At 47.9% G+C, this 16,631-nt stretch carries 16 protein-coding genes, 1 riboswitch and 1 other annotated feature; of the genes, 11 read left to right on the top strand and 5 right to left on the bottom strand.

Annotated features, from left to right (window positions below; all coding sequences use genetic code 11):
• Window positions 1-73 precede the first annotated feature (73 nt).
• From LGV68_RS02305 to LGV68_RS02340, 8 genes are read left to right on the top strand one after another with little or no spacing between them, the layout of a single operon-like run.
• Window positions 74-493, top strand: coding sequence for a nuclear transport factor 2 family protein (locus LGV68_RS02305; protein WP_024373431.1), 420 nt, complete (start codon window positions 74-76; stop codon window positions 491-493).
• Window positions 490-1,230: an SDR family oxidoreductase gene (locus LGV68_RS02310; RefSeq protein WP_075988446.1), complete on the top strand. Its 741-nt coding sequence runs from the start codon at window positions 490-492 to the stop codon at window positions 1,228-1,230. Before LGV68_RS02305 ends, LGV68_RS02310 begins: the two co-directional genes overlap by 4 nt.
• Complete coding sequence (locus tag LGV68_RS02315) at window positions 1,227-2,504, top strand: NAD(P)/FAD-dependent oxidoreductase (RefSeq protein ID WP_222819765.1); 1,278 nt, start codon at window positions 1,227-1,229, stop codon at window positions 2,502-2,504. Before LGV68_RS02310 ends, LGV68_RS02315 begins: the two co-directional genes overlap by 4 nt.
• Window positions 2,501-3,298 (top strand): DUF1365 family protein, encoded by a 798-nt coding sequence (locus tag LGV68_RS02320; RefSeq protein ID WP_222819764.1) that lies wholly within the window; start codon window positions 2,501-2,503, stop codon window positions 3,296-3,298. Before LGV68_RS02315 ends, LGV68_RS02320 begins: the two co-directional genes overlap by 4 nt.
• Window positions 3,292-4,536, top strand: a complete 1,245-nt coding sequence (locus tag LGV68_RS02325; protein ID WP_020330194.1) for a cyclopropane-fatty-acyl-phospholipid synthase family protein — start codon at window positions 3,292-3,294, stop codon at window positions 4,534-4,536. The genes LGV68_RS02320 and LGV68_RS02325 overlap by 7 nt, the downstream gene beginning before the upstream one ends.
• A complete protein-coding gene (locus LGV68_RS02330) occupies window positions 4,536-5,075 on the top strand; it encodes a DUF2878 domain-containing protein (protein WP_020428754.1) in 540 nt (179 codons plus the stop codon). The genes LGV68_RS02325 and LGV68_RS02330 overlap by 1 nt, the downstream gene beginning before the upstream one ends.
• Window positions 5,047-5,571, top strand: coding sequence for a chalcone isomerase family protein (locus tag LGV68_RS02335; RefSeq protein ID WP_020330196.1), 525 nt, complete (start codon window positions 5,047-5,049; stop codon window positions 5,569-5,571). Before LGV68_RS02330 ends, LGV68_RS02335 begins: the two co-directional genes overlap by 29 nt.
• Window positions 5,568-6,095, top strand: coding sequence for a DUF3833 domain-containing protein (locus LGV68_RS02340; protein ID WP_222804492.1), 528 nt, complete (start codon window positions 5,568-5,570; stop codon window positions 6,093-6,095). Before LGV68_RS02335 ends, LGV68_RS02340 begins: the two co-directional genes overlap by 4 nt.
• Before the next feature lie 94 nt (window positions 6,096-6,189).
• Here the strand turns inward: LGV68_RS02340 and purB are convergent, their stop codons facing one another.
• The 3 genes from purB to mnmA form a co-directional block, all read right to left on the bottom strand.
• Window positions 6,190-7,560, bottom strand: a complete 1,371-nt coding sequence (purB, locus tag LGV68_RS02345) for an adenylosuccinate lyase (RefSeq protein WP_212570233.1) — start codon at window positions 7,558-7,560, stop codon at window positions 6,190-6,192.
• A 167-nt stretch (window positions 7,561-7,727) separates the two neighbouring features.
• The gene (gene hflD, locus LGV68_RS02350; RefSeq protein WP_020330199.1) at window positions 7,728-8,345 is read right to left on the bottom strand and encodes a high frequency lysogenization protein HflD; all 618 of its coding nucleotides are present in this window, start codon (window positions 8,343-8,345) and stop codon (window positions 7,728-7,730) included.
• 33 nt (window positions 8,346-8,378) lie between these two features.
• Entirely contained in the window at window positions 8,379-9,497 is a 1,119-nt protein-coding gene (gene mnmA / locus LGV68_RS02355) for a tRNA 2-thiouridine(34) synthase MnmA (RefSeq protein WP_020330200.1), read from the bottom strand.
• Window positions 9,498-9,868: 371 nt separating this feature from the next.
• On the opposite strand from mnmA, the gene LGV68_RS02360 reads away from it, so the two are divergent.
• On the top strand, window positions 9,869-11,173 hold the full coding sequence (locus tag LGV68_RS02360; RefSeq protein WP_020330202.1) for an inosine/guanosine kinase: 1,305 nt from the start codon (window positions 9,869-9,871) through the stop codon (window positions 11,171-11,173).
• 299 nt (window positions 11,174-11,472) lie between these two features.
• Here LGV68_RS02360 and LGV68_RS02365 read toward each other — a convergent pair whose 3' ends face one another.
• Window positions 11,473-11,877 carry an H-NS family nucleoid-associated regulatory protein gene (locus tag LGV68_RS02365; RefSeq protein WP_020330203.1) on the bottom strand — a complete coding sequence of 135 codons (405 nt, stop codon included), beginning with the start codon at window positions 11,875-11,877 and terminating at the stop codon, window positions 11,473-11,475.
• Between the two features lie 410 nt (window positions 11,878-12,287).
• A riboswitch (Lysine riboswitch) is annotated at window positions 12,288-12,471 on the top strand.
• A 111-nt stretch (window positions 12,472-12,582) separates the two neighbouring features.
• Between LGV68_RS02365 and LGV68_RS02370 the strand changes: the two genes are divergently transcribed.
• The gene (locus LGV68_RS02370; RefSeq protein WP_020428744.1) at window positions 12,583-14,184 is read left to right on the top strand and encodes a Na+/H+ antiporter NhaC family protein; all 1,602 of its coding nucleotides are present in this window, start codon (window positions 12,583-12,585) and stop codon (window positions 14,182-14,184) included.
• A 42-nt stretch (window positions 14,185-14,226) separates the two neighbouring features.
• Here the strand turns inward: LGV68_RS02370 and LGV68_RS02375 are convergent, their stop codons facing one another.
• On the bottom strand, window positions 14,227-15,168 hold the full coding sequence (locus LGV68_RS02375) for a sigma-54 dependent transcriptional regulator (RefSeq protein ID WP_038128219.1): 942 nt from the start codon (window positions 15,166-15,168) through the stop codon (window positions 14,227-14,229).
• 373 nt (window positions 15,169-15,541) lie between these two features.
• Window positions 15,542-15,678 (top strand) — a sequence feature (His leader region).
• 54 nt (window positions 15,679-15,732) lie between these two features.
• Between LGV68_RS02375 and hisG the strand changes: the two genes are divergently transcribed.
• Window positions 15,733-16,629 carry an ATP phosphoribosyltransferase gene (gene hisG, locus LGV68_RS02380; RefSeq protein ID WP_020330206.1) on the top strand — a complete coding sequence of 299 codons (897 nt, stop codon included), beginning with the start codon at window positions 15,733-15,735 and terminating at the stop codon, window positions 16,627-16,629.
• The last annotated feature ends 2 nt before the right edge of the window (window positions 16,630-16,631 follow it).

Consider the following 16,631-nt stretch of genomic DNA (forward strand, 5'->3'; position numbering starts at 1 on the left):
CTTTTCAATTTGCACTATCTTACAGTTAAGTTGTACGGAAATAATTTTTGTACAACCAATGCGAGGTCAGCTCATGGATGTACAAACCGTTGCGCGGTTCTATTCTCAGCTCAACAAACATAATCTGCACACGCTGCAGGATATTTACCATCAAGACATTGTGTTTGAAGATGCCGCTCATCGAATAGAGGGTTTTATCTCCCTGTCTGACTATTTCGCTAACCTCTATCAAAACGTGGAACGGTGCGACTTCACTATTCATGAACAGCATCAAAGCCAAAGCAACGCCTTCCTGACCTGGACTATGCATCTGCAACATCCGAAGCTCGGCAACGGGAAACTGGTGAATGTGCAGGGCGTCAGCCACCTTCGTTTTCAGGACGGCAAAGTGATTTATCACCGTGACTATTTTGATTTGGGCGAAATGTTGTACGAGCAATTGCCGCTCCTTGGCAGCGTGATTCGTTCAATCAAGCGGAGGCTTGGCCAATGAGTGGCGTACTTATCACCGGAGCAACGTCCGGCATTGGCCGACAGTTGGCACAAGACTATGCGCGACTGGGCTGGCAGGTCATTGCCTGTGGGCGTAACGAACAGGTATTGAGTGAATTGAGCGCGTTGTACGCGTCGATTACACCACTGCAATTTGATTTAACCGACCTCGATGCAACGCACACCGCACTCAACTCATTACCCTTTATTCCAACGCTGTGGATTTTGAATGCCGGCGATTGCGAATATATCGATGACGGTGAAATGGATGCCAGACTCATGGCGCGAGTGATGCAGATTAATGTGCTGGGTATGGCCAACGCCATTGAGGCCATTCAGCCTCACTTGTCTAAAAGCCATCGCGTCGCTTTGGTCGGGTCGATCGCCAGTGAACTGGCATTGCCGCGCGCAGAAGCTTACGGCGCCTCGAAAGCCGCGGTGGCATATTTGGCGCGCACCCTGCGACTCGATTGGGCCAGCAAAGGCATTAATGTCACGTGCGTGTTCCCTGGTTTTGTCGCTACGCCGCTGACTCAGAAAAATACCTTTGAGATGCCGATGATCATCTCGGTGGAACGTGCATCTCACGCGATTCGTCACGGCTTAGAGAAAGGCGTGGCGAATCTCTATTTTCCGGCTCGTTTTACCTGGGTCGTTCGTATGTTGGGCATGTTGCCCTATACCTGGCAGTACCAAATTGTTAGCCGGCTTTTTCGCACACAGAAGGATAACTCATGAAAATTGCGATTATCGGAACGGGAATTTCAGGGCTGACTTGCGGCTACTATCTGCATCAGCAGCACGACATTACTCTGTTTGAGGCCAACGACTACATCGGCGGCCACACCGCAACGGTCGATGTGGATGTCAAAGGGCTGCGCTATTCTGTTGATACCGGATTCATTGTGTACAACGATCGAACCTATCCGAATTTCATCCGCATGATGAACGAAATCGGTGTGAAAGGTTTACCGACGCAGATGAGTTTTAGCGTACGCAACGATTCGAATGGATTGGAATACAACGGCCATACACTCGCAACGCTGTTTGCGCAGAAACGCAACCTGCTGAAGCCGAGCTTCTATCGCTTTATCGGCGAGATTCTTCGTTTCAATAAACTGGCCAAAGCCGAAGCGGATAATGCGCAACAGAACCTGCAAACCTTAGGGCAATTCCTCGCCCATCACCGGTTTACGGACTATTTTTGCCACAATTATATTCTGCCGATGGGCGCAGCGATTTGGTCTTCATCACTCGCCGATATGCGCGCTTTCCCGCTTATGTTCTTCCTGCGCTTCTTCGTCAACCACGGTCTTCTGGAAGTCACCGACCGGCCACAGTGGTACGTGATTGAAGGAGGTTCACGCGCTTATATCGAACCACTGACGAAGGGATTTGCGGAACGCATTCGCCTCAACACTCCGGTTAAGCGGGTTAAACGCTCACTGTTCGGTGTGGATGTTGAAACTTCACATGGCATTGAAACATTCGATGAAGTGATTTTCGCCTGTCACAGTGATCAGGCACTGGCCATGCTCGAGGACCCAAGTCAGAGCGAAACAGCGGTTCTGTCGTCGATGGCTTATCAGGCTAACGAGGTGGTGTTACACACAGACAGTCGCTTGCTGCCAAAGCGTAAAGCGGCGTGGGCATCCTGGAACTATTGGCTGAGTGGGCAAAGTGGTGAAGAAATCAAATTGCCGTCGCTAACCTACAATATGAACATTTTGCAGCACATTGAAAGCGACGAAACGTTCTGTGTCACGCTCAACAGTAGCGAAAGCATCGATCCTGACAAAATTCTGCGCCGCTTTATCTATCACCATCCCGTGTTTACTGAGCAGTCGATTCGTGCCCAGCAGCGCAAAGCAGAAGTCAGTGGTGTTAATCACACCTGGTTTTGTGGTGCTTACTGGCATAACGGTTTTCATGAAGACGGTGTGAAAAGTGCGTTGGATGTGGTTACGCAATTGCAGTCCAAGGCTGCGCGGGTCGATAAGGGCGCAGCATGAGCACCAGAAATTCCGACTTGGCAAACAGCGCGTTGATGGTGGGTCATGTTCGCCATCGCCGCTTTACGCCAGTTGAACATGCGCTGAACTACCCGCTGTTTATGCCGAATATTGATTTGGACGAATGGCCAGTATTGCAAAAACGCGTATGGGGTTTGGGCGAATGCTGGTGGCATTGGGCACGCTTTCGCCGCGAGGATTATCTTGGTACCGGTGATTTGAAAACTGCGGTTCAGGACAAAGTGTTTGAGCTGACTGGCGAGCAGATAAGGGGCAGAGTGCAAGCTGTGGTGCACCTGCGCTATCTCGGCCTCTATTTCAGTCCGGTAAATTTCTACTATCTTTATGATCAGCAAGGCGTTTGGCGTTATCTGCTTGCAGAGGTCAGCAATACGCCCTGGAATGAGCGACATTATTACGCCGTTCCGGCAGAACGCGGTGATCAGGGGGAAAACTGGACGCACGACAAAGCCTTTCATGTGTCGCCGTTTAACCCGGTTGAGCAGATTTATCAATGGAAGCTTAAACCGCTGTCTGATGCGTTGATGGTGCACCTTGAGTGCCATCGGGATCAAAAGGAATTTGATGCCACGCTGGCTTTAAAAGCGCAGCCTTTTACCACAAAAGCTCTGATCACATTGCTGATCCGAACGCCGATGATGACGGTAAAAGTGTTGACCGGGATTTATTGGCACGCTCTGAAATTGTGGATAAAAGGCGCGCCATTCTATTCGCATCCCAAGTATCGCCAGCATGAGGCAGATAAGAATAACAAGGAGAATTCTCAATGCTAAATTCGTCTTCACTAGAAATGCCCAAATCAATGACGGCGTTGCAGAAAGGTGCGCGCTCCGTGGCACTGAAGTCGCTACAGTTGATTAAGATTGGCAGTTTGACGTTAGAAGAGGCGTATGAAGGCCATGATGTGACGGTAGAACATTTTGGTTTCGCTCATGAAGGTCAGCCTCAGGCTCATATTCGGGTTACTCATCCGGGATTCTACGGCCGTGTACTGAAAGGCGGCAGTATCGCCGCTGCCGAGGCGTACATGGATGGTTGGTGGGACAGCCCGAATTTAACCGCGGTGACAGAGCTTATGGCCCGCAACCTGAGCGCGTTGGATCAGTTGGAAGCGCAAAGCAGTTTTGTAACTCGTGCGATGAACAAAGTGGGTCATTGGCTAAAACGCAACTCCATTGTGCGTGCCAAGCAAAACATCGAAGCCCACTACGACTTAGGCAACGACCTGTATCAGACGTTTCTCGACGAACGCATGCTCTATTCCAGCGCTTTGTATCTCAGTACCAGTGATTCTCTGGAGCAGGCGCAGATTCAGAAGATGGACCGTTTGTGTCAGCAATTGCAGCTCACTGCGAATGATCACGTGATTGAAATTGGCACTGGCTGGGGCGCGATGGCGATTTACATGGCGCAACACTATGGGTGCAAAGTGACCACAACGACCATCTCTGAGGAGCAGTTCGCCTATGCAGAAGCGGAAATCACCCGCCTGGGTCTGGAGGCGCAAATTACGTTACTGAAACAGGATTATCGTTTGCTTGAGGGGCAGTTCGATAAACTGGTTTCCATTGAGATGATTGAAGCGGTCGGCAAAGCGTATCTGGCGTCTTACATCGAGAAATGTCAGTCGCTATTGAAACCGGGTGGCTTAATGGCCATTCAGGCGATCACGATTGCTGACCAACGTTACGATTACTACAGCAACAACGTCGACTTCATTCAGAAATACATTTTCCCCGGTGGCTTTTTGCCGTCGATTACTGTGCTGACGCAAATGGCGACGCGACACACAGACTTCATCGTTCGCGATGTGTTTGACATTGGTATGGATTACGCCAAAACATTGGCCGACTGGCGTTTGCGTTTCGAAGCTGCGTTAAACACCGTGCAAGCGCTGGGCTACGATGAGCGTTTTGTCCGAATGTGGCGTTTCTACTTGTGTTATTGTGAAGGCGGCTTTAATGCCCGCACCATCAGCACCATCCATATGACGTTGCAACGAGGTCAATAATGCGTCGCTTCCTGCTGATTTCGCTGTGGTTTGAATTTATCTGGCTATTGGCAGTATTGGGGCAGGAGCGGTTGCAATGGATAACGATCGGCGTTGTCACGGCCACGATGGCCTTTACTGCATTGCGACTGACTGTTGCCCTTGAAAGGGTGATATTAATTGCCACCTTGGGCATAGCATTGGACTACGCAAATCTGTATGTCGGGCTGTTTTCTTTTACTTTTCTGCACCTTCCGATTTGGTTGATGGGATTGTGGTTTGCCTTTGCCTGGTTTGCCAGTTTTGCCGTTCCGGCAGTGAGCCATTTGCCCAAATTTTTCGTATCAATCGGTACTGCATCCGGCGGAGCGTTAAGTTATTGGGCCGGTTATCGTTTTGGTGCAGTGCAATTTGAGCTGTCTGTTTTTTGGTCAGTGTTGGCACTGTTCTTGGAATGGTTTGTGTTGTCTTTATTACTGATGAAGGTATTTAGGAATGAAAACGCCACTCGTAACCGCTCAACTCTACCTGATGGCCGTCCTATGGACCGCCACCGCTAACAGTGCTGAAATCAATGGGAAGCCTTCGGCGCAATGGACGGATTGGCCTGTTGTCGGTCAGGCCACTTTGTCTTGGTTCTGGCTCGATATCTACTCGTCACAATTGCGTACACCTGATGGGCACTATCAACAAGACAGCGATGTGACCCCGCATCCCGTGGCTCTGGAGATCAGATATTTGCGCGATATCAGTCGTGATCAACTGCTGGAAGCGACGCAAGATCAATGGCACAAGCTGGGGTATAACGAATCCAGCAGTGACCAATGGTTAGACGCACTGACCAGCATGATTCCTGATGTGAAAGCGGGAGAACGCTTAGTCTACGTATCGGACGGACTCAGCGGACAAATGTATTACTTCACTCAGCAGGGGAAGCAACGTCTGCTCGGCTCGGTGGCGGATGAGCAGATGAACGATGCGTTCTTGTCCATCTGGTTGTCACCCAAAACCGAATACCCGAAATTACGTAATCAGTTAATAGGAATGAATCGATGAGACACTCTCTGAAGGCGTGGTCGCTGGCTCTTCTTATGCTCCTTGTTGGCTGTTCGGCAGAGCTAAAAGATTACCAGGCCAGTCAGCCTGCGTTTGATCTGTTTGGCTATTTTCGCGGTGAAACCCGCGCCTGGGGCATGGTGCAGGATTACAGTGACAAACAGACCCGGCGCTTTCAGGTGGTGATTCAGGGCAACGTCTCCGGCGATACGCTCACCTTAATAGAAGATTTCGTATTTGATGATGGCGAAGAGAGCCAGCGAGTGTGGACCATTACTCGCACTGGTGATGGGCATTATCAAGGCACAGCGGATGATGTGATTGGTGTTGCAACAGGGCAGGAGATTGGCAACGCGCTGCAATGGCAATACGATTTCCTGCTCAAAACGGATGACAGCGAAGTGACGGTCAGTTTTGATGATTGGCTGTTCCGTCAGGACGACAAGCGTCTATTTAATGTCACCACCATTCGCAAATTTGGTTTGGAAGTGGGTAAAGTGACGCTGTTTTTTGAAAAGGATTAGACGAGAGATATCAGTTTCACGTTTAACATTTGCCGCAAACAAAAAGGGAGCCGAGGCTCCCTTTTCAATTTTTGTCGTTTTCGCCGCTAACGCATTACAGCTGATCAGTCAGCTCAATGGCGTAACCGATGTAGCTCGCTGGCGTCATCTCTTTCAGACGTACTTTTTCGTCTTCAGGCAGTTCCAGACCGTCGATGAAGTTACGCATCGCTTCGCCGTCGACACGTTTACCACGAGTCAGCTCTTTCAGCTTTTCATAAGGCTTTTCGATGCCGTAACGACGCATCACAGTTTGTACTGGCTCAGCCAGAACTTCCCAGTTTTTGTCCAGTTCAGCCAGCAGAGCGTCACGGTTCACTTCCAGCTTGCTGATGCCTTTGAGCGTTGAAGTGTAAGCGATGATCGCGTAGCCCACACCCACACCCAGGTTACGGAGTACGGTTGAATCCGTCAGGTCACGCTGCCAGCGAGAGACAGGGAGTTTCTGCGCCAGGTGGCCAAAGACTGCGTTCGCCAGACCAAGGTTGCCTTCAGAGTTTTCGAAGTCAATCGGGTTAACTTTGTGCGGCATGGTTGAAGAACCGATTTCGCCTGCAATGGTTTTTTGCTTGAAGTGGCCCAGTGCGATGTAGCCCCAAACGTCACGGTCGAAGTCGATCAGAATGGTGTTGAAACGCGCCACGGCATCAAACAGCTCTGCGATGTAATCGTGAGGTTCGATCTGAGTGGTGTATGGGTTCCAAGTTACGCCCAGAGATTCAGTGACAAACTCTTCGCTGAATTTGTGCCAATCAACCGTTGGGTAGGCAGACAGGTGTGCGTTGTAGTTACCTACGGCGCCGTTGATTTTCGCCAGGATCTCAACGTTTTCGATTTGCTTGTATTGACGTTCCATGCGGTAGGCAACGTTTGCCATTTCTTTACCCATGGTTGATGGCGACGCAGGTTGACCGTGTGTACGAGACAGCAGTGGAATATCGCGGTATTCCACTGCCAGTGCTTTGATCGCATCAATCAGGTTGCGGATTTCTGGCAGAATCACCGTTTCACGCGCTTCCTTCAACATCAGAGCGTGAGAGGTGTTGTTGATGTCTTCAGATGTACAAGCAAAGTGAATGAATTCGTTTACCGCGTGCAGTTCTGGCATGCCAGCAACTTTCTCTTTCAGGAAGTACTCAACCGCTTTTACGTCGTGGTTAGTGGTACGTTCGATTTCTTTGATGCGTAGCGCGTCTTCTTCACTGAAGTTGGCGGCGATATCGTCCAGGAACTGGTTTGCTTCTGCACTGAATGCTGGTACTTCCTTGATCGCGTCGGTGGCAGCTAATTTTTGCAGCCAACGGATTTCAACGATAGAGCGGTACTTTAGTAGGCCAAACTCGCTAAAGATGCTGCGTAGTGCAATTGTCTTACTTCCGTAACGGCCGTCTACTGGTGAAACAGCAGTCAATGCTGACAGTTCCATGGTGTTCTCCTGAATTGAGTTTCTAAATTTCGTGTGCTTTATACCAATAACAGTGGCAATTGTCACGAATATTGCGCAAACGTTTGCGCTAAAGTTGTTGTGGTCAAAAATGTGTCTGAGGCGCAAAAAAGTAGCTCGCGATAGATCGCGAGCTTACGAGGACTTGATTACAGTCTGGCTAATAAGATTTTCGCCTGTTCAATCATCTTCTTGCGCCCGAAAATCAAATGACGTCGTTTACCACCCACTTGTCGCCACAATACGGCGCAGCGAATACCGGATAGCAGAAGAGCACGCACTTTTTGCTGATTCGCCGTTTGTTGCAGTACCGCTGGGGTACCCGTTACCTGAATACGTGGGCCAATAGGGCTAATCACATCCAGATAAACGCTGGCTAGGTTGCTGATCATTTGATCATCCAGCAAGTCGAAATGTTCGACCTGACGTTCAATCATCTGAATACGATCGCCGAGCTGCGACATCGCGTCACGGCGGCTCGTTAGTTTACGTTCTAAAGCCATCAGGCTGATGATGTAGCGAGTCACTTCGCTGCCAGCAGGTGTACTGTCGATGCCATTGACCAGACATTCGAGGCCGACTTTCAGGTTGGCCTCGCTACCGAATACATTCAGCGTATTCGATGGGTTCGTCGACAGAATAGCTTTAAGTGAAGTTTCAAACGCGTCTGAATCACAGTAACCGTTTTTCGCCACTTGCTGAACCAGAGCGACAGCCTGGCAGATCCCGGCGAAAGCGATGGTACGGTCATAATTTGTGTTAGCCACGTATATACTCCTAAGGTTGACTAGCTGAATGAACTAAGACAGTCGTTCTTCAATAATGCCGCCGCCAAGACACACTTCGCCTTGATAGAATACGGCAGACTGACCTGGGGTAACCGCCACTTGTGGCTCGTCAAACATCACTTTGATGGTGTTGTCATCGACTGGGATGACTGTACACGGGATGTCCGTTTGACGATAACGTGTTTTCACGGTGCAACGAGTTGGCTCTGTGATTGGGGTGCGATCAACCCAATGCAATTGAGAGGCGATAAGACCATTTGATTTCAACAATGGATGATCCGCGCCCTGAACAGCAATCAGCACGTTACGTTTCAGATCTTTATCAGCTACGTACCAAGGCTCTTCAGAGCCGTCTTTGGTGCCACCGATGTGCAAACCTTTACGCTGACCCAGCGTGTGATACATCAGGCCCTGATGCTCACCAATCACTTTACCTTCAGGCGTTTCGATTTTACCCGGTTGCGCTGGCAAATAGCGAGACAAGAAATCGGTAAATTTGCGCTCACCGATGAAACAGATACCGGTCGAATCTTTCTTCTTCGCGGTGATAAGTCCTTGTTCTTCCGCGATGCGGCGAACTTCAGGCTTTTCCAATTCTCCCACTGGGAACAGGCTGCGATCAACTTGCTCGTGGCTTAGTGTATAAAGGAAGTAGCTCTGATCTTTGTTGCTGTCGAGGCCTCGCAACATTTGCGGTTTTTCACCGTTTTGCGGGAAGGTGCGACGCACATAATGACCCATCGCAATGTAGTCTGCATCGAGAACTTCATCAGCAAATTCAAGGAAGGCTTTGAACTTAATTTCTTTGTTACAAAGGATGTCCGGGTTTGGCGTACGACCTGCTTTGTACTCAGCCAGGAAATACTCGAACACGTTGTCCCAGTATTCCGCTGCAAAGTTGATGGTATGCAGATGAATACCCAGTTTGTCACAGACTGCCTGAGCATCCGCCAAATCTTCCGCCGCTGTACAGTATTCTTCGTTGTCATCTTCTTCCCAGTTCTTCATGAACAGGCCTTCAACCTGATAACCCTGCTGTTGAAGAAGATAAGCTGAAACGGATGAATCAACGCCACCTGACATACCGACTATGACTTTCTTTTGGCTGTTTGCGTTGCGGTTCTCTGACATGACTAAACACCACTTGATTAACTAGGAGGCAGATTCTAACAGAAAGATTTTTTTGAGGACAGATCCGCGACCGCAATCACACTTCCTTGCGATGCTATTTGATGCTCTTTCCGCCAGTGGCGAAGCGCTGTACAAAAGGCCCAATGAAAAATGACCGAAGGGAAGGGGATAAATATTGACTGCTTTCCTGCGACAAATATCGCTGAGCAATTCGCCAATATAAACATAGCTGCAGAATGTAATCGTTCTTATTTATGGCGTTGATAAAAATATCCACGTTGCAATCGTTTGCTATAATTGTGTGAGTTGCCGCCTTATAGGGTGCGAGGTAGAATCGCGCATCCTTTCATTCCCAAGCCCAAACTGACGTTATGAAATTTCCTGGCCAACGCAAATCCAAGCATTATTTCCCTGTTCACGCGCGCGATCCTCTTGTGATTCAAGCACAAGAAAGCAAAAAAATGTCGCGCACTCATATTATTGGTATCGACCAAACTCTGGTGGATATTGAAGCGAAAGTCGATACTGACTTGATTGAGCGTTATGGTCTGAGTAAAGGGCACTCGCTGGTCATCAGCGATGAAGCGGCTGAAGCACTGTACAATGAGTTGAAGTCTGAACAGCTGATTACCAATGAATATGCGGGTGGCACTATCGGTAACACACTTCATAACTATTCTGTACTGGCTGATGATCGTTCGACCTTATTAGGCGTAATGAGTCAGGATATTAAAATCGGCAGTTATGGTTACCGTTATCTGTGTAATACCTCCAGCCGCATGGATTTGAATTACCTGCAGGGTGTCGATGGCGCTATTGGCCGCTGTTTCGCTCTGATTACTGAAGACGGTGAGCGCACGTTTGCGATCAGTGAAGGTCAGATGAACCAACTGAGCCCGGAAAATATTCCTGAGAAGATTTTCAAAAGTGCTTCAGCGTTGGTAATTACCGCCTATTTGGTGCGTTGTAAAGAAGGCGACCCGATGCCGGAAGCCACCATGCGCGCCATTGAGTACGCGAAAAAATACGACGTTCCTGTGGTACTGACGCTGGGTACCAAGTTCGTGATTCAGGACGATCCTAAATTCTGGCAGGATTTCCTGCGTGACCACGTGACGGTTGTCGCGATGAACGAAGATGAAGCGGAGGCTCTGACGGGCGAGCGTGATCCTCTGGCTGCGTCAGATAAAGCGCTGGACTGGGTTGACCTGGTTCTGTGTACCGCAGGTCCGGTTGGCCTGTTTATGGCGGGTTATACTGAGGATTCAGCGAAACGCGAAACCTCTCTGCCTTTATTGCCTGGCTCGATTCCAGAATTCAACCGCTATGAGTTCAGCCGTCCTGCCAGCAAAATCAGCTGCATTAATCCTGTTCGTATTTATTCTCATATTTCTCCTTATATGGGTGGTCCGGAGAAAATTAAAAACACCAATGGTGCCGGTGATGCCGCTTTGTCTGCTCTACTGCACGATATGGCAGCAAATAAATACCATAAAGAAAATGTTCCGAATTCAAGCAAACACCAGCATGAATTCTTAACCTATTCTTCATTTTCTCAGGTTTGTAAATATTCAAATCGCGTGAGTTATGAGGTGTTGGTTCAACATTCGCCACGTTTATCCCGTGGACTGCCAGAGCGTGAAGATAGTTTGGAAGAAGCGTACTGGGAACGCTAATTCTTTGTTTAAGAAAATGCCACCGTGAACGGTGGCGTTTTTTTATCTGCAGTTTGTTGATGGGTAATTAGAGAACGACGTTCTCAATCTAAAAGTAAAAGCGCTGAATTTTTTAGACAACAATGACTTAAAATGTCAGAAAAATCTGAAAGGGCGATAAGACCTTTCTGATTATATGCAACCAATTATAGTCAGTAAGTTTAATATAACGTTTGGTCTGCTGAGATAATGGTATTATATCAAAAATAAAAAAAGCTCCGTGAAGGAGCTTTTTTACTTGGATCTAAGAGCACAAAGGCTTAGAGAGCGAACTCTTCCAGTGATTTACCTTCGTCCAGAGCTTTCTGGATAACAGAAGGTGTACGGCCTTGACCTGTCCAGGTCTTTTCTACGCCGTTGTCCATGTATTTGTATTTCGCTGGACGAGGAGCGCGTTTGCCTTTTGCTTTAGTTTTTGTTTCACCAGCAAGAGCAGTAATTAACGCGTCAACATCAATGCCGTCTTTTGCAATTTGTTCTGCAATTGCTGCCAGTTTCGCTTCCTGAGCTTCGCGTTCTGCGCGTTCTTCTTCTTCAGATTCTTTACGCTCTTGAACAACGATAGTTAATTTATCCAAAGCTTCTTCTAGCTGCTCCAGAGTCAATTCGCGTGCATAAGCGCGCAGGCTGCGAATATTCAATAGAGTTTTCGTAACTTCCGACATTACCGTTTCCTATGAAATAAAATAATTAACAGTTCAATACTAAACCTAGGAATTTATTCTGGCAACATTGAATACAGAATATTAAGCAAAATATCTGTCAAAACTTAAATGCGCGACATTCACTATTATTGTGCAATCCATTCATCCATAAGTTAATTAAGGTTTTAGCGCCAATTTCAGTTAAATAGATGGGTGTTTTTTCTTTCATTATATATATGCAAAGTGATATCCATTGCATAGCGATATGAAATGAGTATCAATGGATGTAAGTTCAATGTGACATTGTGTGGGCGAATTAAAATAACAGGATATGTTGCATTGACAATCTTGATAAGTACAATAGCGCCCACCTAATGGGAAGTACGACGTGAGATTCGGTTAATTTGTATTAACTGCCACTTATGTCCTACTTTCGATGTAGAGGCGCGGTATCGAATAGTACTCATGGTTGGGGTGATGCCAATGAACCATGATGAAAGGTTTTATCGCCGAAGTCAGTTCGCACATCAAAGCGGCTGGCTGGGGTTGTCAGCGAATAGGGGCAACACTGCCATAGTCTATATTGTTGTTAAACTATGGAGCGCTACTGTAGGGTTGGGTGAAGTGTTCGCTTCCCTTTCGCTTAGTTCAACATAAATTGCGTGCAGCGTTGCGTGGTTTGTCTGCAGTAGATCTCTAGCCATTTATTACTGGTTTTTGAAGATCATGAATGTAATTGATTTTGCTTCCTCTCCACTATCTTTACTTCCGCCGCTGGTGGCTCTTAGCCTGGCTATTGTTACCCGCAAAGTATTGGTATCTCTCGGTGTAGGTATTTTATTAGGTGCGTTACTTCTTGCTGACTACTCTGTCGGTGGGGCATTGAGCTATGTTGGTTCTAAAGTATCGAGTGTCTTTGTTGAAGACGGCGGTCTAAATACTTGGAACATGAGTATTGTTGGCTTCCTGCTTCTGCTGGGTATGATGACGGCGTTGCTGACACTCTCTGGCGGCACTCGTGCGTTCGCTGAGTGGGCTCAGGTTCGAGTGAAAAGTAAACGAGGCTCTAAACTTCTGGCCGCTTTCCTGGGCGTATTCATTTTTGTTGATGACTACTTTAACAGCCTGGCCGTAGGTTCTATTGCTCGTCCGGTTACTGACCGCTTTTACGTGTCTCGCGCTAAACTGGCGTATATTCTGGATTCGACCGCAGCGCCAATGTGTGTGGTGATGCCAGCATCAAGCTGGGGTGCCTACATTATGACCATCATCGGTGGCATTCTGGTGTCACACGGTATCACTGACTATTCGCCACTGGGTGCGTACATGCGTCTGGTACCGATGAACTTCTACGCGATCTTCGCTCTGTTGATGGTATTCGCGGTGGTCTGGTTCAAGATGGACATCGGCCCAATGCGTCAACATGAAATTAATGCGTCTCAGGGCCGTGGTTTCGACAGTGACGATGATAGTGACTCTCAAGCGGCTCATGATCTCAATGAAGAGCTGGATATCCGCGAAAGCGAGCACGGTAAAGTGTCTGATCTGATACTGCCTATCGTTCTGCTGATCATCGCTACTATTGGCGCGATGCTCTTCACGGGTGGTCAATCACTGGCCAGCGATGGTATTACGTTCAACGTGCTTGGCGCATTTGAAAATACTGATGTGGGTACTTCACTGATTTACGGTGGCCTGGTTGGTTTGGCTGTGGCTTTGTATACAGTTCTGAAGCAGCGTATTGGTTTGGGTGAAATCGCGAAAACACTGTGGATCGGTGCGAAATCGATGTTCGGTGCGATTCTGATTCTGATTTTCGCCTGGACAATCGGTTCTGTTATCGGCGACATGAAAACCGGTGCTTACCTTTCATCCATGGTGCAAGGCAACATCAACCCACACTGGCTGCCAGTGATTCTATTTGCTCTGTCGGGCATTATGGCGTTCTCGACCGGCACTTCTTGGGGCACATTCGGCATCATGCTGCCGATTGCAGGGGATATGGCTGGTGCTACCGATGTAGCTCTGATGCTGCCAATGCTGAGTGCTGTGCTGGCAGGTTCGGTATTTGGTGACCACTGTTCACCAATTTCAGATACCACGATTCTGTCTTCAACTGGTGCACGTTGTAATCACATCGATCACGTATCAACGCAGCTTCCTTACTCTTTGGCGGTAGCTGGTGTTTCTGCGGTAGGTTTCGTGGTGCTGGGTATGACGGCGTCAGTGATGTTGTCGTTTGCCGCAGCGAGCGCAGCCTTCATCGCGGTATGTTTTGTTTTTGTCAGTCTGTCAAAAGCGAAAATGACCAGTTGCGAAACGGCTTAATCGTCGAATTCCAAATAAAAAACTCCGCCCAGGCGGAGTTTTTTATTTCTGCAGATTGTACTTTTTCAAAAGTCGGTAAAGAGTGGTGCGAGATATTCCCATATAGCGGGCTGCGGCACTCATATTGTGTTTATGATCGCTGATGACCTGCAATAAATAGTCGGAATCAATCGTATCGGAAGCGGGCAGCATTTGACGGTCGATAATTTCTAATCCCAAATCTGCAATAGTGATGTTCTTATCACCACACATAATGATCGCTCTTTGGATCACGTTGCGCAGTTCCCGCACATTGCCCGGCCAAGAGTGGCGGCTGAGATAATCCAGTACCGGTTTGGTCAGATGTTTTTTCTTACCATCGCTTAACACATTGAGGAAATACTGAGCGTAGCCGGTGATATCGACTTTGCGCTCACGCAATGGGGGAATAAAGAGCGGCAAAATATTGAGGCGATAATATAAATCTTCCCGGAATCCGCCTTGAATAATGTCTTGCTTCAAATCCACGTGGCTGGCCGCAATAATGCGGCAATTGACCACTACGCTGCTGTCTGAGCCCAGACGCTGCATCTTTTTGGACTCAAGAAAGTGCAGCAGATGAATTTGCAAATCTGGTGGCATATCACCAATCTCATCGAGAAATAGTGTGCCGTTGTGCGAGCGTTGGATGTAACCAATATGGTCAGAAATAGCGCCGGTAAATGCGCCTTTTTGGTGGCCAAACAGTTCAGACGCAATCAGACCACTGGCGATGGAACCGCAGTTCACTTCAATGAATGGGTGATCACGCCGCGCAGAGAGTTTATGTATCAGTTTGGCACACAGACCTTTGCCCACACCGGTTTCACCTTGGATAAGGACTTCAGCGTCACTGTTGGCGTATTTCAAAATCTTGTTGCGCACATCTGCCATGCTGGAGCTCTCGCCGATCAGTTCCAGCGTGTTGTAAGCTGCGGCACACAATGAATCTACATGAGCACTCACTTCACTATACCAAGGTAAAATGACCTCTTTAAACTTAGCGTAACTTAAGGTCTAGACCGTGTCTTACATTTAAGAAACCACAAAGGCTTACTCATCTTTATGTGATGTGACGCATATCTTTGTCAGTGACTTGCGCTCAAATATCACTTTTTGATGAAATTGAGGAAGTGGCCGCTAAGAAAATCGGATGAGTTCCGTACTAATACTTTATTCGTTTCTTCGGGTTGGTGATGGAGACCGCTTCGGTGTGGATTCATCAGGTGAAAAAAATATAAATTAGCGGTTGCAAATTATCTCCAGCTTGGTTAGTGTTGAAAGCAATCCAGTTAACCAACCCAAAGTTGTTAAGTATGCGTAATTTTGTAATGAACATTCATCATCACCATCATCCCTAAGTTGTCTTTCGGGAGATGTACGCATACCCGGGAGGCAGGACGCTCCCGGTGGTTACATGAAAATATTTACAGATTTCAGACCCTCGGGAGACCAATCTCTCGAGGGTTTTTTACTATTTGGCTTTTATAAATCTTAAATAAATTCAACAAGTTATTAAGGAAGAATGTAATGCAAACACAACGCCTAAGAATCGCAATTCAAAAGAAAGGTCGCCTGAGCAAAGAGTGTCAGGAACTGCTGAAAAAATGTGGTGTGAAATTCAATATCATGGGTGAGCGCCTGGTCGTGCACTCACTAAATATGCCGATTGACCTGTTGCTGGTTCGTGATGACGATATTCCTGGCCTGATCATGGACGGTGTTGTGGATTTAGGTTTCGTGGGTGAAAACGTACTGGAAGAAACCCGTCTTGATCGTAAGGCTCTCAACCAGCCGAGTGAATTTGTTTCTTTGCGTCGTATGGATTTCGGAGGCTGTCGCCTGTCTATCGCCATCGATAAAGAACTGCCATACAACAGTCCACAAGATCTGCGTGGCAAACGCATCGCAACCACCTATCCGCAACTGCTAAAAGCCTACATGGATGAGCAGGGCATTGACTTCACTACTTGTATGCTAACCGGTTCGGTGGAAGTGGCACCACGTGCTGGCTTGGCTGACGCTATTGCTGACTTGGTTTCTACTGGCGCAACTCTGGAAGCGAACGGCCTGAAAGAAGTGGAAGTCATTTACCAGTCTAAAGCGGTTCTGATTCAGCGTAGCGGTGATTTCGCGGCTGATAAAGTTGAACTGATTGAAAAGCTGCTGGCTCGTATGCAGGGCGTTCAACAAGCAAAAGAATCGAAGTACATCATGCTGCATGCTCCGGTCGATAAACTGGCGCAAGTGAAATCCCTGTTGCCGGGTGCTGAAGATCCAACCGTTCTGCCTCTTTCAGCAGATAAAACCAAGGTGGCCGTGCACATGGTGAGCTCAGAGAATCTGTTCTGGGAAACGATGGAACAGCTGAAAGCATTAGGCGCAAGTTCTATTCTTGTTCTACCAATCGAAAAGATTATGGAGTAATC

This window comes from Vibrio sp. LQ2, from assembly GCF_023920125.1.
Lineage (GTDB): Bacteria > Pseudomonadota > Gammaproteobacteria > Enterobacterales > Vibrionaceae > Vibrio > Vibrio fluvialis.